General features: G+C 63.4%; 19 protein-coding genes and 2 tRNA genes. 14 read left to right on the top strand and 7 right to left on the bottom strand.

Going from position 1 to position 18,880, the window contains the following annotated elements; genetic code table 11:
- Nucleotides 1–213, top strand: coding sequence for a hypothetical protein (locus E4662_RS11135; RefSeq protein ID WP_136441598.1), 213 nt, complete (start codon nt 1–3; stop codon nt 211–213).
- Nucleotides 210–1,253 carry a tyrosine-type recombinase/integrase gene (locus E4662_RS11130; RefSeq protein ID WP_136441597.1) on the top strand — a complete coding sequence of 348 codons (1,044 nt, stop codon included), beginning with the start codon at nt 210–212 and terminating at the stop codon, nt 1,251–1,253. The genes E4662_RS11135 and E4662_RS11130 overlap by 4 nt, the downstream gene beginning before the upstream one ends.
- A gap of 79 nt (nt 1,254–1,332) precedes the next feature.
- On the opposite strand, the gene E4662_RS11125 is transcribed toward E4662_RS11130, so the two are convergent.
- Nucleotides 1,333–1,416: transfer RNA gene (locus E4662_RS11125), tRNA-Leu, on the bottom strand.
- A 147-nt stretch (nt 1,417–1,563) separates the two neighbouring features.
- Here E4662_RS11125 and E4662_RS11120 point away from each other — a divergent pair.
- From E4662_RS11120 to E4662_RS11110, 3 genes are all read left to right on the top strand, one after another.
- A complete protein-coding gene (locus E4662_RS11120) occupies nt 1,564–2,178 on the top strand; it encodes an exopolysaccharide biosynthesis protein (protein ID WP_136441596.1) in 615 nt (204 codons plus the stop codon).
- Between the two features lie 68 nt (nt 2,179–2,246).
- On the top strand, nt 2,247–2,705 hold the full coding sequence (locus E4662_RS11115) for a disulfide bond formation protein B (protein WP_136441595.1): 459 nt from the start codon (nt 2,247–2,249) through the stop codon (nt 2,703–2,705).
- Nucleotides 2,706–2,762: 57 nt separating this feature from the next.
- Complete coding sequence (locus E4662_RS11110) at nt 2,763–3,845, top strand: AbrB family transcriptional regulator (RefSeq protein ID WP_136441594.1); 1,083 nt, start codon at nt 2,763–2,765, stop codon at nt 3,843–3,845.
- On the opposite strand, the gene E4662_RS11105 is transcribed toward E4662_RS11110, so the two are convergent.
- The 3 genes from E4662_RS11105 to E4662_RS11095 all read right to left on the bottom strand — a co-directional run bounded on the left by E4662_RS11105 (nt 3,842) and on the right by E4662_RS11095 (nt 7,043).
- Nucleotides 3,842–5,650, bottom strand: coding sequence for an ABC-F family ATP-binding cassette domain-containing protein (locus E4662_RS11105; RefSeq protein WP_136441593.1), 1,809 nt, complete (start codon nt 5,648–5,650; stop codon nt 3,842–3,844). The two genes, E4662_RS11110 and E4662_RS11105, sit on opposite strands and share 4 nt — an antisense overlap.
- Nucleotides 5,651–5,787: 137 nt before the next feature.
- Nucleotides 5,788–6,516: a GNAT family N-acetyltransferase gene (locus E4662_RS11100; protein WP_136441592.1), complete on the bottom strand. Its 729-nt coding sequence runs from the start codon at nt 6,514–6,516 to the stop codon at nt 5,788–5,790.
- A 44-nt stretch (nt 6,517–6,560) separates the two neighbouring features.
- Nucleotides 6,561–7,043 (bottom strand): outer membrane protein assembly factor BamE, encoded by a 483-nt coding sequence (locus E4662_RS11095; protein ID WP_136441591.1) that lies wholly within the window; start codon nt 7,041–7,043, stop codon nt 6,561–6,563.
- A 97-nt stretch (nt 7,044–7,140) separates the two neighbouring features.
- Between E4662_RS11095 and E4662_RS11090 the strand changes: the two genes are divergently transcribed.
- The 8 genes from E4662_RS11090 (at nt 7,141) to E4662_RS11055 (ending at nt 14,119) form a co-directional block, all read left to right on the top strand.
- Entirely contained in the window at nt 7,141–7,698 is a 558-nt protein-coding gene (locus E4662_RS11090) for a YceD family protein (protein WP_136441686.1), read from the top strand.
- 170 nt (nt 7,699–7,868) lie between these two features.
- Entirely contained in the window at nt 7,869–8,075 is a 207-nt protein-coding gene (gene rpmF / locus E4662_RS11085; protein WP_136441590.1) for a 50S ribosomal protein L32, read from the top strand.
- Nucleotides 8,076–8,098: 23 nt separating this feature from the next.
- Nucleotides 8,099–9,211 (top strand): phosphate acyltransferase PlsX, encoded by a 1,113-nt coding sequence (plsX, locus tag E4662_RS11080; RefSeq protein WP_136441589.1) that lies wholly within the window; start codon nt 8,099–8,101, stop codon nt 9,209–9,211.
- A complete protein-coding gene (locus E4662_RS11075) occupies nt 9,208–10,179 on the top strand; it encodes a beta-ketoacyl-ACP synthase III (RefSeq protein ID WP_136441588.1) in 972 nt (323 codons plus the stop codon). The genes plsX and E4662_RS11075 overlap by 4 nt, the downstream gene beginning before the upstream one ends.
- A 99-nt stretch (nt 10,180–10,278) precedes the next feature.
- Entirely contained in the window at nt 10,279–10,581 is a 303-nt protein-coding gene (ihfA, locus tag E4662_RS11070) for an integration host factor subunit alpha (protein ID WP_136441587.1), read from the top strand.
- Between the two features lie 10 nt (nt 10,582–10,591).
- Nucleotides 10,592–11,872 carry a MerR family transcriptional regulator gene (locus E4662_RS24320; protein WP_136441586.1) on the top strand — a complete coding sequence of 427 codons (1,281 nt, stop codon included), beginning with the start codon at nt 10,592–10,594 and terminating at the stop codon, nt 11,870–11,872.
- 181 nt (nt 11,873–12,053) lie between these two features.
- Nucleotides 12,054–12,130: transfer RNA gene (locus E4662_RS11060), tRNA-Pro, on the top strand.
- Between the two features lie 231 nt (nt 12,131–12,361).
- A complete protein-coding gene (locus E4662_RS11055; protein WP_136441585.1) occupies nt 12,362–14,119 on the top strand; it encodes a PA14 domain-containing protein in 1,758 nt (585 codons plus the stop codon).
- A 2-nt stretch (nt 14,120–14,121) separates the two neighbouring features.
- Here the strand turns inward: E4662_RS11055 and E4662_RS11050 are convergent, their stop codons facing one another.
- Together E4662_RS11050 and E4662_RS24070 are read right to left on the bottom strand one after the other, a co-directional pair.
- Entirely contained in the window at nt 14,122–14,952 is an 831-nt protein-coding gene (locus E4662_RS11050) for a sulfotransferase family protein (protein WP_136441584.1), read from the bottom strand.
- 62 nt (nt 14,953–15,014) lie between these two features.
- On the bottom strand, nt 15,015–16,013 hold the full coding sequence (locus E4662_RS24070) for a hypothetical protein (RefSeq protein ID WP_168797956.1): 999 nt from the start codon (nt 16,011–16,013) through the stop codon (nt 15,015–15,017).
- Nucleotides 16,014–16,360: 347 nt separating this feature from the next.
- On the opposite strand from E4662_RS24070, the gene E4662_RS11040 reads away from it, so the two are divergent.
- Complete coding sequence (locus tag E4662_RS11040; protein ID WP_136441582.1) at nt 16,361–17,440, top strand: 2'-deoxycytidine 5'-triphosphate deaminase; 1,080 nt, start codon at nt 16,361–16,363, stop codon at nt 17,438–17,440.
- A 2-nt stretch (nt 17,441–17,442) separates the two neighbouring features.
- Here E4662_RS11040 and E4662_RS11035 read toward each other — a convergent pair whose 3' ends face one another.
- Nucleotides 17,443–18,825, bottom strand: coding sequence for a GGDEF domain-containing protein (locus E4662_RS11035; protein WP_136441581.1), 1,383 nt, complete (start codon nt 18,823–18,825; stop codon nt 17,443–17,445).
- Nucleotides 18,826–18,880 lie beyond the last annotated feature (55 nt).

The following is an 18,880-nucleotide window of genomic DNA, read 5'->3' as shown; positions in this document are numbered from 1 at the left end:
ATGGGAGCCCCGAAAATCGTCTTGGCACTGGACGAAAAAGGAGCCGCTGCCGCGCTGACCTTGTCCGTTGCCAAGTTTCGACGCCTGGTCAATGCTGGGTCTTTGCCCCAGGCGCGCCGCGTTGGCGACGAGGAAAGGTGGTGGGTTGCCGATCTGGAAGCAATTCGTACCGGGGAGAAAGCCATCCCAGAGGATGAAGGATTCACGATGTGAGACCGCCAAAGCCGCGCATAACGAAGCCAAAGCTTGTCTGGAAGCTGAACCGCCAGAAGACTGCATGGGTGCCATATCACCGGGTGCGCTGGACCGTGAACGGCAAGCGCAAGGAAAAGGCGATCATGCTCGACTGGAAGGGCGATGCGCGCCTTCTCGACGAACTATATTGGAGTTGCGAAAGCGGAAGACACGAAGGGCAGAAAAGAAAGCCCAAGCACACTTGGCGCGAATGCATCGAGGCGTGGCGCAAAGATCCTAAAGGGCAAGGCAGGTTGGCGCGCAGCACCCGGGCCAGTTACCGCCGAGCAATGGACCGGATCAATGTGAAGAACGGCGACAAGAGTATGGGTCAGACCACGCCAAAAAACCTGTACCAAGCGCATCTCGCCATGAGCGCCACGCCGCGCGAGGCTGACCGGATGCTGCAAACCGTGTCTCTTCTCTGGAACTACGCCAAGTCAAAACTGTTCTGGCCGATCGGCGACAATCCGGCCAGCGGGATCGAACACTTTGGCAAGCAGCGCGAGTTTGAGCCTTGGCCCGCATGGATGGTTGGCAAACTGGACGAAGCGCCGGAGACAGTGAGAACCGCTGCAAAGCTGATCCTTGGCACCGGGCAGAGACCAGGAGCCGCGATCCAAATGCGCCGCGACGCCTTCGAGGGCGAGTATATGACGGTGACAGACGAAAAGGGCGGCCAGAAATTCGAGGTCTATGCTCCGGATTTCCTGCGCTCCTACGTGGCGTCCCTGCCTCACCGGGGCGATTACCTGCTGGCCCGGAACATCAAGCAGCCCCTTGGCTATGACGCCGTAGAGAAGGCGTTCCGCGCGTGGCGTAAAGACCTCGGGGTCAAGGCCAAGCCCTTTGTCCTCCATGGGCTGCGGAAGCTGGCAATCATCGAGCTGGCAGAATCAGGCGCAACCGATGCGCAAATTCAGGCGGTCACCGGACAGTCCGCTGAAATGGTCGCCTTCTACAGGGCCAAGGCAAGTCGCAAGGCATTGAGCCGAGCAGCGCAAAAAGGCCGGGAATAGAACATGAACAGAACAGGAATGGGGGAGTCGCTTCGGGGAGTCGCTGCGGAAGATGACCGCCAAAGATCGGCTAAGTCATTGGTACCCAAGGCCGGACTCGAACCGGCACGCCCGAAGGCGGGGGATTTTGAATCCCCTGCGTCTACCATTCCGCCACTTGGGCACGAGGCTGGTTTATCGCCCTGCCAAAGCGCCTGCAAGGGACTTCTTGCCGATCTTTGCCGGTCCCGATGGATTGCCCGGCCATCGCGGTTGACCTCTGGCGGCGTGCGTGATCTGACGCGGCCTATACCAGTTCGGAGCCGCGCAGATGACAGGTCATTCCTCGCAGACCATGGCAATCTCGGACCGGCTCGACCGATTGGCGGACGAGGCCGAGGGCGAGGCCGTGACGCTTGACTGGGTGTTGGCGCAATTGCACGAGCGCGCCTTTGGCCTGTTCCTGCTGATCCTCGCCCTGCCCTGCTGCATTCCCTTTCTCTATGGCATCCCGCAGGTGGTGGCGCTGCCGTTGATGTTTGTCTCGGCGCAGATCGTGTTTGGACGCGATGTGCCGTGGCTGCCGAAAAAGCTGGGCGCGCGGAGCGTTTCTGCCGAAGGGCTGCGGTCGCTGGCGGAGCGCGCCGGGCCGTGGCTGCGCCGGATCGAAGCGGTGAGCCGACCGAGGCTGACCGGGCTGACGCGCCGCCCGGCGGACCGTGTTATCGGTCTGGCGCTGGTGCTGTTCGGCGCGTCGATCCTCGTGCCGCTGCCCGGCACCAACACCGTGCCCGGTTTTGCCGTGGTGGTTGTGGCCATGGGGCTGTTGCAGCGCGACGGCGTTCTGGTTCTGCTCGGCGCGCTTCTGGGGACTGCCTGGATTGCCTCGCTGATCTTTGCCGGGGCCACTCTCATCAACGTGATCAGGACCTGGATCGGGCTTTGACCACACCGCTTGCAAACGGCCCCGCCATGGCGCACCAGTTGTGCGGGCAGGCCCATTAAGAGGACACCATGAACCGCACCCTTCTGATCGCAATTGCCGCGGGCGGCTCCGCCGCCATGATGCTTGGGGCTTTTGGCTTCCAGTTCCTGGGCGAGATGCCGCCCTGCAAGCTGTGCATCTATCAGCGCTACGGCCATGTGATCGCCATTCTGGCCGGTCTGGTGGCTTATATGCGCCCGGTGAACCCGGTGCTGTGGATCGGTGCTTTGGGCGCGCTCAGCAGTTCGGTGATCGGTGCCTATCACGCCGGGGTCGAGCTGAAGTGGTGGGAAGGCCCCAATACCTGCACCTCCGGCTCGATCGAAGGGCTGACACCGGAAGAACTGCTGGCGCAGATCACCGCCGCACCGATCGTGCGCTGCGACGAAATCCCGTGGGAGATGTTCGGCATCTCCATGGCAGGCTGGAACGCCATCGCCTCGCTGGGACTGGCTCTGATCTGGGTGCTGGCGACGCGCCAGCGCTGATCCCGCGCCGGGTTTGGGGCCATTGTCGCGGCCCCGCTCAGGCGGTAAAACACCGACATGTTTCACGCCAAAGGTGCGCTGCGCACCGGCCTTATCACCTGTGTCCTTTTGGTTTTCGGCGCATTGGGCGGCTGGTGTGCTGCGCTGTTGGCCGTGCCGATGCCGTGGATGCTGGGCAGCCTGCTGGCGACGGCGCTGCTTGTGCTGTGGGTGAAGCCGACCAGCCTGACCGGCTACAGCTTCCCCCTGCCCTTGCGCACCGGTTTCATCGCCCTGATCGGCGTGATGATCGGCGCGCAGCTCGAACCTTCGTTCCTGTCGATGATGGCAGAGCTGGCGCTGAGCGTCAGCATGCTGGCGCTGTTTGTCGGCCTGACCCATGCGGGCAACATGCTGATCTTCCGCCGTCTTGGCGGCTATGACCGGGCCACGGCCTTCTACGCGGCTACACCGGGCGGGTTGATGGAGAGCATTCTTCTGGGCGAATCCGCCGGTGCGGACCTCAAGATCCTGACCGCGCAGCAGTTCCTGCGCATCATCTTTGTCATCACGCTGGTGCCGTCGGGCCTGTCGCTCTGGCTCGGCCATCCTGTGGGCAGCGCGGCCGGTCTGAACCTTGGGGACGCGCCCGAGGCGCCCCTGACCGCCGTGGATTTCGGCGTGATCAGCCTCATCGGCCTGACCGGCCTTGGCATCGCGCGGCTGATCCGCCTGCCCGCCGGGCATCTGACCGGGCCGCTCCTGCTCGCCGCCGCGTTTTCCGTGGCAGGGGTGCTGGACCTGCATGTGCCGTTCTGGCTGGTCTCTACCGCGCAGGTGGTGATCGGCGTGAGCCTCGGTCTGCGGTTCAACGGCATGAACGCCCGGCTCTTGCGCAATTGCGCCGGGTTGTCCTTTGTCTCGGTGGTTTTCATGCTGGGATTGGGCGCGGGGTTTGCCTCTGTGCTGCACGTGATGACAGAGCTGCCGTTCCTGCATCTTTTCATCAGCTACGCGCCGGGCGGCGTGACGGAAATGTCGGTGATCGCGCTGAGCCTCGCCGCCAACCCGGCCTTTGTCAGCCTGCACCATGTGCTGCGCATTCTGATGACGGTGTTGGAACTGACGGTCTTGTCGAAACTGGTCGACTTGAAGCGTTAGGCCTCGGCCTTCTCCGCCAGTTCCAGCCATTCTTCCTCGGCGGCGGCCAGCGCCTCCTGCCGTTCGACCAAAGCCTCTGTCGCCTTTTGAAACTTCACCGGCTCTTTGGAAAACAGCTCCGGATCCGCCATGAAGTCCTCTAGCTTGGCAATCTCCGCCGTCAGCCGGTCAATGACCCCCGGAAGCGCTTCGAGCCGGTGTTTTTCCGTATAGCTGAGGCCGGATTTCGGCTCTGCTGCGGGTTTGGCCTTTTCTGCGGCCTGTTTGGCTTTGACCTTCTCCTGTGGGGCTTCCGCTTCCCGTCTCTGGCTCTGATAATCGCTCCAGCCGCCCGCATAGACCGTCGCCCGCCCGCGCCCTTCCATGGCGATGGTTTGCGTCGCCACCCGGTCGAGGAAATCGCGGTCGTGGCTGACCAGCATCACCGTGCCGTCGTAGTCGTCCAGAAGCTCCTGCAAAAGATCGAGCGTTTCCACGTCGAGATCGTTTGTCGGCTCGTCCAGAACCAGAAGATTCGACTCGCGCGCCATGATTTTCGCCAGCAGAAGCCGCGCTTTTTCGCCGCCCGACAGCGAGCGTACGGGCGCGCGGACCTGCCGTTCATCGAACAGAAATTCCTTGAGATAGCCCACCACATGTTTCGGCACGCCGCGCACCATGACCTGATCGGACTGGCCTGAAACACGCATGTCCGGGTCCGTGGTCATATTGTCCCAAAGCGAGGCCTCAAGGTCCAATCGTGCACGATTTTGGTCGAAAATGGCCGGAACGAGGTTCGTACCCAGCTTGATCTGCCCGGAATCCGGCGCGATCTCCCCCATGAGGATCTTCAAAAGCGTGGTCTTGCCGACGCCGTTGGGCCCGACAAAGGCCACGCGGTCACCGCGCTGGATGGTCAGATCGAGGCCGCGGATGATCGGCTTGTCGCCAAAAGCATGCGCAATCCCCTTGGCGTCCACCACCTTCTTGCCGGACTTCGGCCCGGAGGCGAGGTCCATCGCCGCCTGCCCCTGCCGCCGAATCTGGCCCGCCCGCTCGCTGCGCATGTCCTGAAGCCGCCGCACACGGCCCTGGTTGCGCTTGCGCCGGGCGCTGATGCCTTCCACGGCCCAGCGGGCCTCGGACTTGATCTTGCGATCCAGCTTGTGACGCTGAACGTCTTCCTCATCCCAGATCTTGTCGCGCCAGGCCTCGAAGGCGGCAAAACCCTTCTCCTGCCGCCGCACCGCCCCGCGATCAATCCAAAGCGTGGCGCGGGTCAACTCGCTCAGAAACCGCCGGTCGTGCGAAATCAGGACAAAGGCCGAGCGCGTGGACTTCAGCTCATCTTCGAGCCACTGGATAGCCTCGATGTCGAGATGGTTCGTCGGCTCGTCCAGAAGCATCAGTTCCGGCTCTTCCGCCATCAGCTTGGCCAGCGCCGCGCGCCGCCGCTCCCCGCCCGAGGCCGTGGCCACAGGACGATCCGGATCGAATTTCAGCCCCTCGCTCGCCCGCTCCACCCTGTACATTTCGGACGCCTCCAGTGCCGAGGTGGCAAACTCCCCCAGCGTCTCGAATCCGGACAGATCGGGCTCCTGCTCCATGTAGCCTACGGAAACACCCGACGGGACCACGCGCGCGCCTTGGTCGGCTTCTACCAGCGCCGCCATGACCTTCATCAAGGTCGACTTGCCGGAGCCGTTGCGCCCCACCAGCGCCACCCGATCGCCGGGCTGCACGGTCAGTGACAGGTCATGAAAAACGGGCTCTCCCCCAAAGGTCAGAGAGATATCGGTGAGTTGCAAAAGCGGTGCCATAGCCATGCGCGCCAGCTAGGCAGACATGCGCCAGAGGTCAATCCCCTGCACCCGCCCCCTGTTTCTTCTCTGTAAAAATATCCAAAGAATCGCGCCCGCAGGGCGCGCCGGTCGGCCAGCGCCAGTTGGCCGAAACCCCTCCGTCACCCGGCCAGCGCCCGCAAGAGCCGTTTGCGCTCCGGGGGAATCGCCGCAACTTCGACGCCGGTGAAGACGTGCAGCGTGTTCATCTCAGTGTCCACCACAGCGTGATCCGACACCCAGCCGCCCATCATCAGGTAGGTCCGGAGCAGCGGCGGGATGGCGGAGAGCGCCGCGCGCCCGGGCGCTGCCCGGTCCGGCAGGTCCGAAAAGCGCACCACGTCCGAGGCTCCGATCCCCGGTCGCCAGCGGTCCGGGCCGAGGTGGCGGGCCTGCAAAAGCGCAAAGGCGGCGGCATAGGGCGCCGGGTCCGTGCCGGGGAACGACGAGCAGCCGAACAGCATCTTCACGCCCCCCGCATCCACCTGCGCCGCGATCATCCCCCAGGCAAGACGCAGGATGTCCGGGTCGGTGCAGTCCGGGTGCAGGCAGAAGCGGCCGATCTCCATCATCGCCCCGTCAAACGCCTCGAGTTTAGACAGATCATAGACCTGCGACGCATAGCTGCGATGGATATCCCGCCCCTTGGCCAGCGGCAGGAAGCGAAAGCAGCAGACCAGATCGCCGCCGGTCTCTTCGATCAGCACATGAGAGCAGAAGGCGTCAAATTCATCCGCGTCCCGCGCGCCATCGCTGCGAAAGGCCAGTCCGCGCAGGTCCTGCGCGCGGCGGATGTCCGCCGCCTCATGCGCCAGCCATGCGCGGTATCGACCTTTGCTCAAGGTTGTCATGCCACGCTCCTGTGGCAACAGCAGATCACGTGCAGAGCCGGGCCTCAGCCGCCGATGTCGCCGAGGTTGAGCGCCCCGAGGTTGCCGAAGAGTTTGCGCACAAAGCTGATGTCGCCATCGGTGGTGCGGGTGATGCGGCGCTCCAGCGGCACCACGATCCCGTCCTCCAGACCGTAGGTTGTGATGTTGGACACCACGCCGGCCTCATCGAAAGCGATTTCAAGAATGGTGCGGTCCACCACTTCCGGCCTGCGCCAGGCAAAATGCTTCACTTCGCTCTGGATGTAATAGAACCCCGTGTCGCGGCGAACGCCGGAGGTGGTCGGCACGCCGATCAGATCCTCGACCGAGGCGCGGGTGTCCACGCCGGGGATGATCTGCTGCAATTCGTCTTCGGGCGGCACAAAGCCATGGTTGCGGTAATTGGCCGTACACGCGCTCAGAACGGCCACGGCGACCACCGCCAGAGCCAGTTTCGATCGTGTCCGTGTTTGGGCACCTGTTACACCCGGAAACCTGCGTCGCATCCCACACCTCTTGCCTAAGCCGTTCCGGCCTCTTAATTCCGATTACAGAAGGACGCCTCTGCATTCAAGCCAAGGAAATCCCGACCTGATGCCCAAGATGACCCAAAGCAACGCCCGTTTGCGTGTTTCAGACCTGCGCCAGCGCCGCGAAACGCCGTTCCTGCTGGAGCCGGATGCCACCGGACGCGCGGCCGCGGCCGAAGCCGCCGGAGCGGACAGTTTGCGCAAGCTGCGCTTTGAAGGCGCCCTTGCGCCGCGTGGCAAATCGGGCTGGGAACTCAAGGCCCGGCTGGGCGCAACCGCCGTGCAGCCCTGTGTGGTCACGCTTGAGCCGGTAACGACCCGGGTGGACACGGACGTGCTGCGCCGCTTCCTGCCCGAAGACCAGATGGACGCCCCGCCCGAATCCGGCAGCGAGACGGAAATGCCCGAGGACGACAGTCTCGAACCTCTCGGAGAGGTGATTGACCTTGAGGCGGTGATGGTCGAGGCGCTCTCGCTCGCCCTGCCCGCCTACCCGCGCAAGGATGGCGCGGATCTGGGTGAGGCGGTCTATGCGGAGGACGGCGCAGAGCCTTTGAAAGACGCGGATTTGAAGCCATTTGCCGGGCTGGCCGCGCTGCGCAGCAAGTTGCAGGAAAACGGCGGCGATTAATTCTGCGCGCGCGAAAGAATCACCTTGCCAAAACGCGCTTTGTGCGTATTTTCGCGCCTTCACGAGAAATGATCCTTGTGTCCGATGCTTTCTTGGCATTAAGAGGCCGGACACGAATGCAAATCACCGGGCAGAGCCCCTGCCCGGATTACTGAGATAGAGGTTGAGACATGGCTGTCCAGCAGAACAAAGTGTCCAAGTCGCGCCGCAACAACCGCCGCGCACATGATGCACTGACCGCAGCGAACCCGAACGAGTGCCCGAACTGCGGTGAACTCAAGCGTCCGCACCACGTCTGCCCGTCCTGCGGCCACTACGGTGATCGCGAAATCGTCGCCATGGCCGACGAAATCGAACTGGACGAAGACGCAGCATAATCCATAACGATCTCGGGCCCGACATGACCTCATTGAAGGATCACACACGGACGGGTTCTGACAAGGTCGTTATTTCCGTCGACGCCATGGGCGGAGACAGCGGACCGGCAACCGTGGTTGCCGGTATTTCGCATTCTGCGGAAAAGAATCCGCGTCTGCACTTCCTGCTGCACGGCCCCAAGGACACGCTTGAAGCGCTTGTCGCCAAGCGGCGTGTGCTTGATGGGCGCTGCGAGATTCGCGCGGCTGATGGTGTTGTCTCGATGGAAGACAAGCCGAGCCAGGTGATGCGCAACGGCAAGGGGACCTCCATGTGGTCCACCCTTGAGGCCGTGCGGGACAAGGAAGCGGAAGTGGCCGTCTCCTGCGGCAACACCGGCGCGCTGATGGCGCTGTCGATGATCCGCCTGCGCAAGCTGCCCGGCGTGGACCGCCCCGCCATCGCGATTCTCTGGCCCTCGCGCAACCCGCAGGGCTTCAACGTGATGCTGGACGTGGGCGCGGATATCCGGGCCGACGCGCGCGATCTGCTGCAATACGCCCTGATGGGCGCATCTTACGCACGCAACGGGCTGGACCTGCAAAAACCGCGCATCGGGCTGCTGAATGTCGGCACCGAAGAGCACAAGGGCCGCGCCGAACTCAAGGAAGCCTATGAGCTGATCGGCGATCACGCCGAAATCGGCCGCTTCGAGTTTGTCGGCTTTGTCGAAGGCGGCGATATTCCCGGAAACCGCTGCGACGTGATCGTGACCGACGGGTTTACCGGCAACGTCGCGCTGAAAACCGGTGAAGGCACCGCCAGCCTGATTGGCGAGCTTCTGCGCGAGGCCTTTGCCTATTCGCCGCTGTCGCGCCTTGCCTCCCTGCTCGCCCTGACCTCCCTGCGCCGCCTGCGCAAGCGGATTGACCCGCGCCGGGTGAACGGCGGGGTGTTCCTTGGCCTCAACGGCACGGTGGTGAAGTCCCATGGCGGGGCAGATGCCACCGGGGTTTCGGCGGCGGTAAAGCTGGCCTTTGAACTGGCGGACAGCGGATTTGGCGATCGCCTCGCCGCTCGGGTTGCGTCTACCGCCAAGCAGGCGCAGGATGCCCCTCAGAAAGACGACGACCAAAAGGACAGCAAAGCCTCATGACCACCCGTTCCGTTGTCATCGGCGCAGGCCATTATCTCCCCGAACGCGTCGTTGAGAACGCTGAATTTGAAAAGACCCTCGATACGTCAGACGAATGGATCCGCGCGCGCTCGGGCATCGAGCGCCGCCATTTCGCCGCCGAGGGGCAGACCACCTCTGATCTCGCCTGCCGGGCGGCCCGTGCCGCCATCGCAGACGCGGGGCTTGAACCCGATGACATCGACGCCATTGTACTGGCGACTTCCACCGCAGATCTGACCTTCCCCTCCGCCGCCACCATGGTGCAGGCGGAACTGGGCATGACGCGGGGCTTTGCCTTTGACGTGCAGGCGGTCTGCGCCGGGTTCGTCTTTGCCCTGACCAACGCCAATGCGCTGATTGTCTCCGGCCAGGCCAAGCGCGTGCTGGTGATCGGCGCCGAGACCTTCAGCCGGATCATGGACTGGACCGACCGCGGCACCTGTGTGCTCTTTGGCGATGGCGCGGGCGCAATCATCCTTGAGGCGCAGGAGGGCGACGGCAGCAGCGCGGATCGCGGCATCCTGTCGACGGACCTGAACAGCGATGGTCGCTTCAAGGACATTCTGTACGTCGATGGCGGCGTGTCGACCCAGAGCACCGGCTATCTGCGCATGGAAGGCAAGGAAGTGTTCCGCCATGCCGTGGAAAAGCTCGCCTCGACCGCCACAACCGCGCTGGAAAAGGCCGGGTTGGCCAGCAGCGACGTCGATTGGGTGGTCCCGCATCAGGCCAACATCCGCATCATCAAGGGCACCGCGAAAAAGCTGGGCCTGCCGATGGAGAACGTCGTGGTGACGGTTCAGGACCATGGCAACACCTCTGCCGCGTCGATTCCCCTCGCCCTGTCTGTTGGCAAGGCGCGCGGGCAGATTCGCGAAGGGGATGTGCTCGTGACCGAGGCAATTGGCGGTGGCCTGGCCTGGGGTGCCGTGGTTTTGCGCTGGTAAGCGGCTTTCGCGTCACCTGAAAACGTTAATGCAAGTCGTTGATATTGACTTGGCTTTTGCCATGCGCCTATCCTTCTGAAAACCTCGGGAGGGATGAAGATGAGTGACAAGACGCTGACCCGGATGGATCTGAGCGAAGCCGTGTTCCAGGAAGTGGGACTCTCGCGGAACGAGAGTTCAGAACTCGTCGAATCCGTGCTGCAAATGATGTCCGACGCGCTTGTCGCCGGGGAGCAGGTGAAGATTTCTTCCTTCGGCACCTTCTCTGTCCGCGAAAAAGCAGCGCGCATCGGGCGCAACCCGAAAACCGGCGAAGAGGTTCCGATCCAGCCGCGCCGCGTGTTGACGTTCCGCCCCTCGCATCTGATGAAAGAGCAGGTCGCCGCCGGCAACAAACGCTGAGGACTGCCCCATGGCGAAATCCCGTGACGCCTTCCGGACCATCTCGGAGGTGGCGGAGTGGCTCGACACGCCGGCCCACGTTCTGCGGTTCTGGGAAAGCAAGTTCACCCAGGTGAAGCCGGTAAAACGCGCCGGTGGACGGCGTTATTACCGACCTGCGGACATGGACCTGCTGGGCGGGATCAAGAAGCTGTTGCACGACGATGGGATGACCATCAAAGGCGTTCAGAAAATCCTTCGCGATCAAGGCGTTAAACACGTCTCTTCACTCTCTGACCAACGCGCGGACGATGACGCCGCAGGCGGCGAGGTGATCGAGGACGCGCCGTACGTCGAAGTTGAGATGGACCCGCCGGAAGACACGGTGGTGGCCTTCAACCGCGAGAAAACAACAGATTTGTTCGAGGCCGAGCCCGAAGCGGATGGTGCCGAGCCAGAGCAGGAAACGCCCCCTGCAGAGCCCGTAGCAACCGAGGTTGCGCCGGACCCAGAGCCGGAGCCGGAACCCGCGCCCCCGGAGCCTGAGCACGTTGACGTAGCCGCCGAACCCGAAGCGGTCGTGGAAGAGTCGCCGGAGCCGGATCCGGTTCCTTTTGCCTCTGAACCGATGGATGCAGCCCCGGAACCGGAGCCCGCGGCACCCGAGATCGCAGACTCGGAGCCGGTCCCAGCCGCAGCACCCGAAGACGCGCAACCTTTGGATGAGGATGCGCCGGTGATTTCCGAAGCGGAGGCCGCGCCGGAACCTGAGCCTGCCGCCGCGCCCGAAGAATCGCTGCAAGAGGCCGAGCCTGTGCCAGAGCCGGATCCCGTGCCGGACCTTGAGCCTGTTCCAGAGCCTCTACCGATGGCCGCAGATCAGGCCGCGCCCGAAACGCCGCAGGACTTGGAGGACGGTCCGGTGGATGCCGAAGCCATTCCCGCAGACCCCGAGCAAGCGCCCGAGCCGGAAATCGCCGCAGCAAACCCCATTCCTGAGGCGGTTGAAAGCCCTTCGGCGGAGCCCGAACCGGTCCCTGCCCCGGAACCGGAGGCCCCTGCCCCTGAGCCAGCCGCTGCCGAGGAACCGGCAGAGGAGCGCCCTGTGGCGCCCGGTCTCAGCGCGCGTCCGCTCGATTTGCCGGACTTCGAAACATCGCCTCTGCCGGAGGTCGCGGACACGTTGCCTGCGCCCGCCACACCCGGCCCGTTGGCGTATCTGTCCGGTTTGGATCGGCTTTCGGGTGGTGATCTCAAGCAGCTGCAAAGCCAGCTTGCCGCGCTGCGCGCGCTGGTGGAAAACCGCACCTGAGCGGTTCGCAGACAAACCCCGGACGCGGTGCAGAAAATTGCAGCTGGGGGGTTGCTCCCGCGCGGAATTCCAGTATGACACACCTCATTCAGGCGTTGCCAAACGCCGCTGATGTGTCCCCCTGAACCCCTTCGGGAGACCACGACCACCCGGTCAACCAGCGACATGGCACAACTGGCGTCGGGCTATGGCGCAGCCTGGTAGCGCGTCCGTCTGGGGGACGGAAGGTCGCAGGTTCGAGTCCTGCTAGCCCGACCAATTCACACCAATCAACAATGCAAACCACCGGCAAGCATTGTCTCGCCCATGGAAACAGCGATGCGTGACGATCCGCTCATCGTTTTTTTCCCCCTCCCAAACGCAGCTGTCGCCTTTTAGGACTTGGTTAAGCTAGAATCGCCCTGGGTGATACGAGCAGCGCGAACACAACCCATGAGCGTGGCAGTTTCCGCACGCGTTCGGCGGTCAGATCAGAGGGGTGACAGCACAGTGCCTGTCAGCGTTTCACAATATCTCTTTGGCAATTCCCTTGTGAACTATGCCGAAGGCGGGGATTTGACCAATGTGCCGCATTGGATGGACCTGTTCGCCGATACCGCCGGCCACACCTATGAAGTGGCCGGGGGGTATGGGTTTCTCAGGGAATTTGCCGATGCGGTGGAGCCGCCCTCGCTTTGGGGGTTTGCCGGGGTGGATGCCTCGATCGAGGAAGGGGAGAGCTTTTCCTCTGTTGAGTTGAACTCCGTGCTGATCACCCCGGCCAATTTCATTCAGGACAACAGCCCGGACACGAACTACGCCTTTGACACGCGCAGCCCGCTCGACGCAGTGATCGACACGGTGCAGACGGCGCTGGCCAGCCAGCCCGGTGCGCAGATCCTGATCTACGAAGGCTGGGCCGATATGGCGCCGTTTGACAGCAGCGGCAGCCCGGATGCGGCGGCGCTGGCGGCCTATCATGACTACAACATGGGGGCGTATCACGATTGGTACGTGACCCTGGTTGAACAGGTGAACGCCGCCCTGCCCGAAGCGGATGTCCAGCTTTTGCCGATTGCCTCTATCCTGTCGGATCTTCTGACCACGACGCTGTCGGATATTCCTGCGGACGAGCTCTACGTCGACGACGCGCCGCATGGGACGGAGACGGTTTATTTCCTGTCCGCGATGATCACCTACCAGGCCAACTATGGTGAGCCCGCGCCGCTTCCCGCAAGCCTGCCGGACGAGATACACCCTTCGGTGTTCGAGCACTTCGACGAGATTAACGACGTGATCGAAGCCGGGCTGGCGGAGACCGGTGTGGATCAGGCCGGTGACGAGGTTGTAGTGCCGGGTGATCCGGATCCGATCCCTGATCCTGAACCCGAGCCTGCACCCGAACCCGAGCCACAGCCAGAGCCGGAACCTGAGCCGGAGCCTGCGCCCGAACCTGAGCCGGATGTGGATGACAGCGACGATGCCGAAGCCCCTGCCCCGGATGCACCGGTGGAGCCGGTTGCCCCCGAATTGCCCGCGGGAGACCGCGAACCCCCCGATCCGGTCCCGGAACCGCCCGCGCCCGAACCCGTGCAAGAGCAAGGCTCCGATCAGGACGAGCCGGACACCGCCGCGCCGCCTGCCCCTCCCGTTGGCGTCTTTGCCGCGAACTTCTTTACGCTGGCCAATGCGGATATGGCGCTTGAAGAGATAGACTTTGCCGCCACGCCCGATGCCACCGGCACCGAAGATGCGCTCAACTTCGTGGGTGAAGCGGGCGGCATCTGGGACGGTGGCCCGTCCGATCAGGTGGCCGCGCAGTACTTGCAGACGCTCGAATCGCCCGAGGGCGGCGTGTATCTGTTCAACATGCTGGCGGACGATCAGGCGCAGCTGTTCGTCGACGGAACGCTGGTGGCCGACACCCGCGATGTGCCGTTCGAGACCGCACAGGAAATCACCGTGGAACTGCAACCCGGCGATCACGAAATCGAGGTGCTCTACGTGGAGCACACCGGCGAGGCCAGCCTGCAGATGAGCGTCAACCGCATTGGCGATCTGCCGACCAGTCAGGAACAGGCCGAAGAAACACCGACCTTTCAGGAGCAGGTTGACGATACGCCGACCATTCAGGAACAGGTTGTCGATCTGGACGACATCAACGCTATCTTCATGGCCCTGGCGAACAATTGGAACGCCATGGAGGCCGAAGCAGAAAACAACGGCCGCTTGGAAGCCGAAGCGGAAGAAAACGACCCGCTAATCTGACCTCAGCCCGGCTCTGGCAGCACTGTCGGGATGCCAAGCGCCAGCATTTCCGGGCTGGCCCAGAAGGCATCGTGGTTGAAGTGCTCAAAGAGGTCCGGGGGCAGAACGGTCTTGCGCGGCTTCCATTCGACCTTGCGCCGCACCGTGTGCAGATCGGGCGTGCCAAGCGCCATGTCAAAATCGCGCGCGTCATAATCGACGTTGTTGAAATCGTGCGGGTACCACGGCTCGCCGATGAAGTCATACAGCGCGCGCAGCGTGCGTTCCGGATCCTGCACCAGCGCCTCGTAGCTGACGAGGAAGAGCCGGTCGGACTGACCGCCGAAATAGGCCTCGCGCAGTGCATCGAGCGCATAGCCCACAAGCCCGTCACTGCCAGCCAGACGGCTGACGCGGGTGAACACAGTGCTGGACGGCTCGTAGCCAAAAATACCCGAGAGTTCAAAAGGATTGGCGCGGATCAGCCGTTCGATCGAATCCATGATCCAGGCCACGTTGCGCACGCAGCAAATCACCTTGGCCTCCGGGAACATCTGGGCAAGCGCGGGCAGTTTGGAGTTCCATGCGCGGTTGGTGTCAAATACCACGTCCTTGTCCGGATAGGCGGAATAGACTCCGGTGAAGACACCGCGCAGAAGCTCGATTTTCTGCTCTTCGTTGAGGAAAACAGCGGTCTCGTTGCGGCGGCTGGTTGCGCCCTGCATGGCCATGAAGAGCGAGGCGACCGGGCTCGACATGCCCGCGTGAAAGCGCGGGTTCTGCCGCAGGATGGCAGAGAGCAGCGTGGAGCCCGACCGCGGCAGGCCGGATATGAAATGGGTGGTCTTGTCCATGGGATCCTCAAAAAAATGGAGGCCGCGCAGTGGCGGCCTCCGAAATCATATCTGCAAAAGGCTCAGGCGGCTTTTGCCTTTTTCCGCCGACGCAGGCCAGCGCCGCCAAGCGCGGCCACACCAAGACCCAGCATCGCAGCACTTGCGGGCAGCGGCACCGGAGACGGGCCGCTTGCGGGCGGGGTCTGGTTCTCTGCCAATGCGAAGTACAGCGAACCGTGCCCGGGATCCTCTGCCAGGCTGAAGCTGCCCGTCACACCGTCTACCAGGAACGAAGAGCCGCCCTGCGCAGACGCCGAGCTGGTTCCGCCCGCGCCGCCGGTGAAACCGCCACCGCCGCCGCTGCTGTAAGTTGTCACCGACAAGATGTAACCGGGTAGAGGCACGTTGCCGTAGAATCCGCCGCCGCCGCCACCAAGGCCGCCGTTCGGAATGCCGTAGCCGTAGTAGTTGGAAAACCCGGTTCCGCCCGCGCCTCCGCTGGCAAAGGACGCGCCGCCGGTGTTGCCACCGCCGCCACTGGGGGCCTCGCCCGCGCCATAAGCGCCGCCGCCACCGGCACCGCCAAGATAGGTTCCGGAGCCAACGTCAACACCCGGTGCAGCACCGCCGAGGCCGCTGCCCGCGCTGCCTCCGCCGACATTGCCCGCCGTAGCCGCAGTGCCGTTGTACGTCAGAGACCCACCGCCGCCGCCACCGGCCACGGCAAGGAGCGTGCCAGCCGAGCTCAGGAAGGAGCCGCCGCCGCCGCCCGAAGCGTAATAGTTGAAGCTGCCCATGCCACCGGCAAGGAAATCCAGCGTTGTTCCGGCATCGAACCAGAAATCGGCCTTTACAATGCCACCCGAGCCACCAAGTCCTTCAAGAGAAGAACCGCCGCTCGCCCCGGTGAGGGTGATGGTGTAGCGCGCCGCCTGATAGGTGGTGCAGCTTCCCGCCGCATTTGTGAAATAGTGGTGGCCCAGACAACCGGCTATGCCAGCATAAGACGACCGTGCGCCATAAGAAAAACTCGCAACTGCAAGTGCGGCCCCCGCGAGGGTCGTTTTCGTATCACTCAAAGGAAATCCCCCTGCAACCCACAGCACCCTAATGCGCGCTGCTTAGACTTACCCAAGGGTATGAATAAGAAAAACCTTCGTTTGTCGCAACCATTTGTTAACTTCTCCGGCACCGGATCGGGTTGACTTATGAGATAGTTACGCTGTTTTGAGCTTGATGTGACCGTCATCACACCCCTTGACCTTTCGTAAAGCACGCCGCCGCGGCCTTGCCTTCTTTCGGGGCCCTGCAATCCCGCCCCCGGCGCGCGGGCTTTCCTTTTGCTGCGCCTGCGCCTATTGCTGAGGATCAGGAAAAGTGGTGCCTTGAGCGCCTTTGGGCCGGAATGAATTGGGGGCAAATGCGCATGACAGGCGTCTTGGCAAGCCAGCAGATCGAACAGCTGATCACCAACGGGGCGCTTGGTGCCGAAGAGGACTTCGTCGAAGGACAGGTTCAGCCTGCCAGTCTTGACCTGCGGCTGGGCCGGGTGGCGTACCGCGTGCGGGCGTCTTTCCTTGCCGGTCAGGGGCGCACGGTCTCCAGCCGGGTTGATGATTTCGAGATGCACCGGATTGATCTGACGGACGGCGCGGTGCTGGAAAAAGGCGCGGTCTACGTGGTGCCGCTGATGGAGCGGCTCGCCCTGCCGGATGGCATTCAGGCGATTGCCAACGCCAAGAGCTCCACCGGGCGGCTGGATCTGCTGACCCGCGTCATCACCGATGGCGGCACGGAGTTCGACCGGATTGCACCGGGCTATACCGGGCCGCTTTATGCCGAGATCTGCCCGAGGAGTTTTTCGGTGCTGGTGCGACCCGGCATGCGGCTCAACCAGATCCGCTTTCGCGACGGGCGCGCGGTGCTTACCGATGGCGAGTTGGACGATCTGCATCAGGCTGAAACGCTGGTGAACGGCGGCCCGGCGGTGATTGGCGAGGGGCTGGGGTTTTCCGTGGACCTGCGGCCCGAAGGCAGCACGCTGGTCGGCTACCGCGCCAAACCGCATACGGGTGTGATCGATCTGGACCGGATCGGCCATTATGATCCGGCGGAGTTCTGGGACCCTTTGCACACCACGGACGGGCAACTGGTGCTTGATCCCGGCGCATTCTACATCCTCGTCAGCCGTGAGGCGGTGCATATTCCGCCGGGCTATGCCGCTGAAATGGCGCCTTATCTTGCCATGGTCGGCGAGTTTCGCGTGCACTACGCGGGCTTTTTCGACCCCGGGTTCGGCCATGACGCGGTGGGCGGCACCGGCGCGCGCGGCGTGCTGGAAGTGCGCTGCCACGAGGCGCCTTTTGTGCTGGAACACGGGCAGATCGTCGGGCGGCTGGTGTATGAGCGCATGAGCGTGGTGCCCGATCAGCTGTATGGCGCGGGGATTGCGTCAAACTACCAGGGCCAGGGGCTCAAGCTGTCGAAACACTTCGCCGCGCCGTAGGGTCAGGACGCGGCGCGCAGCCAATTGTCCGATGCCGCCACCGGCCCTTCGACCATGGGCCAGAGCGCATCGCCATCCAGCACAACACGATCCCGGCCCGCGTCTTTCGCGCGGTAGAGCGCCTGATCGGCCTTGTGGACAAACGCGCCGAGCTCCGGCTCCTCGCGGGGATCCACCAACACCGCGCCGAGCGAGGCCGTGACAGGCTCGCCGCCAGAGCCGGGCACAGTGACCAAGCAAACCGCCTCGCGCAGATCTTCCGCCATTTGGCGCAGCTCCGCCAGACTGTCCAAACGGCACAGGATCAGGAACTCTTCCCCACCCCAGCGCGCGACCATGTCGGTGCCCTGCATCCGCGTCTGCAACTGTGCGGCCACCGCCTGCAGCACGCGATCCCCCACGATATGGCCAAAGCGATCATTGACGCTTTTGAAGTGGTCGATGTCGAGCAGGATCAGCCCGATCTGCTGCCGCCCGGTCAGGCTCAGGAAGCGGTCAACCGCCGCCTTGCGAGATGCGACGCCGGTCAAAGGATCGCGGGCGAGGTCTGACAGCAGGGCGTTTTCCGTATGCCGTGCCTTGTCAATGAGCCGGATCTGGCGAGTGCCGAAGTAGACCAGCGCGGCCATCACGAGGAACAGTTCAAAAGTGTGCAGAACAGAAAGACTAAGGCTGTCTCCCATCCCTGAAACACTGCGCAGCAGCGGCACGCCGATGAACAGAGCGCAGCAGAACAACAGATGACGGCGCAAGAGCCGCCCGGACGGATCTTCGCGCAGCAGCACCATCACCGCTTGGGTTCGGGCAAAGCGCATCAGCGACACCAGTGAAAGCGGCAGCAGAACGGCCAGCGTTCCGGGCGCAAGTGCACCGTAAAAGCCGGTCTCGCCCATCAAATAGCCGCTGATTGCGAGGCCCATCGTTCCCAGCGCCAGCACCAGACACACAAGCGCGGCGCGCCGCTGTGATGCGGGCATCATCTGGGACAGCGCCAGCAGCCCGATGGCCAGCGCCGTGTTGATGCCCGTGCGCCCCCAGTCGCCCGGCCCCAGAACCGCGCGCGCGACATCTTCTGAAATAGGCGCAAGCGCGACAAAGAACATGGCAAACGCCCAGCCCAGACGCGACGGCCCCGGCACCGCCAGTCCCGGCCGCTGCATGAGACTGGCCAGAACCCCGCTCAGGAGCGCCAGAAAGGTCAATGGGTTGGTCATGGCAGCGACGGCGGGAAACAGGTTTTGCTGCCAGTCCGTCATGTACTGCAGGACGAGTCCCGCCAGCCCGAGAAAGCAGATGGCATAAGCCGCAATGCGCAGACGTATGGCATAACGCAACACGCTGACAGGCTTTCTCTGCCTGCCCTGCTCAACCCCATGTGTCTGCATGTGCGCCCTCGGCTCTATCAATACGTGGATGGATCAATAGCGTGGAGGGATGGCA

The sequence above is a fragment of the Pacificoceanicola onchidii genome, assembly GCF_004804335.1.
In the GTDB taxonomy this organism is placed as follows: Bacteria; Pseudomonadota; Alphaproteobacteria; order Rhodobacterales; family Rhodobacteraceae; genus Pacificoceanicola; species Pacificoceanicola onchidii.
The sequence above is the reverse complement of the archived record's forward strand: the minus strand, read 5'-3'. Positions and strand labels throughout refer to the sequence as shown.

Bases quoted from the DNA above. Each gene is read 5' to 3' on its own strand.
- E4662_RS11105 (WP_136441593.1), bottom strand. From the start codon at position 5,650: ATGGCTATGGCACCGCTTTTGCAACTCACCGATATCTCTCTGACCTTT.
- ihfA (WP_136441587.1), top strand. From the start codon at position 10,279: ATGAGTGACAAGACGCTGACCCGGATGGATCTGAGCGAAGCCGTGTTC.
- E4662_RS11135 (WP_136441598.1), top strand. From the start codon at position 1: ATGGGAGCCCCGAAAATCGTCTTGGCACTGGACGAAAAAGGAGCCGCT.
- E4662_RS11040 (WP_136441582.1), top strand. From the start codon at position 16,361: ATGACAGGCGTCTTGGCAAGCCAGCAGATCGAACAGCTGATCACCAAC.
- E4662_RS11090 (WP_136441686.1), top strand. From the start codon at position 7,141: ATGACCCAAAGCAACGCCCGTTTGCGTGTTTCAGACCTGCGCCAGCGC.
- E4662_RS11095 (WP_136441591.1), bottom strand. From the start codon at position 7,043: ATGCGACGCAGGTTTCCGGGTGTAACAGGTGCCCAAACACGGACACGA.
- E4662_RS11120 (WP_136441596.1), top strand. From the start codon at position 1,564: ATGACAGGTCATTCCTCGCAGACCATGGCAATCTCGGACCGGCTCGAC.
- E4662_RS24320 (WP_136441586.1), top strand. From the start codon at position 10,592: ATGGCGAAATCCCGTGACGCCTTCCGGACCATCTCGGAGGTGGCGGAG.
- rpmF (WP_136441590.1), top strand. From the start codon at position 7,869: ATGGCTGTCCAGCAGAACAAAGTGTCCAAGTCGCGCCGCAACAACCGC.
- E4662_RS11075 (WP_136441588.1), top strand. From the start codon at position 9,208: ATGACCACCCGTTCCGTTGTCATCGGCGCAGGCCATTATCTCCCCGAA.
- E4662_RS11100 (WP_136441592.1), bottom strand. From the start codon at position 6,516: ATGACAACCTTGAGCAAAGGTCGATACCGCGCATGGCTGGCGCATGAG.
- plsX (WP_136441589.1), top strand. From the start codon at position 8,099: ATGACCTCATTGAAGGATCACACACGGACGGGTTCTGACAAGGTCGTT.
- E4662_RS11110 (WP_136441594.1), top strand. From the start codon at position 2,763: ATGTTTCACGCCAAAGGTGCGCTGCGCACCGGCCTTATCACCTGTGTC.
- E4662_RS11035 (WP_136441581.1), bottom strand. From the start codon at position 18,825: ATGCAGACACATGGGGTTGAGCAGGGCAGGCAGAGAAAGCCTGTCAGC.
- E4662_RS11050 (WP_136441584.1), bottom strand. From the start codon at position 14,952: ATGGACAAGACCACCCATTTCATATCCGGCCTGCCGCGGTCGGGCTCC.
- E4662_RS11115 (WP_136441595.1), top strand. From the start codon at position 2,247: ATGAACCGCACCCTTCTGATCGCAATTGCCGCGGGCGGCTCCGCCGCC.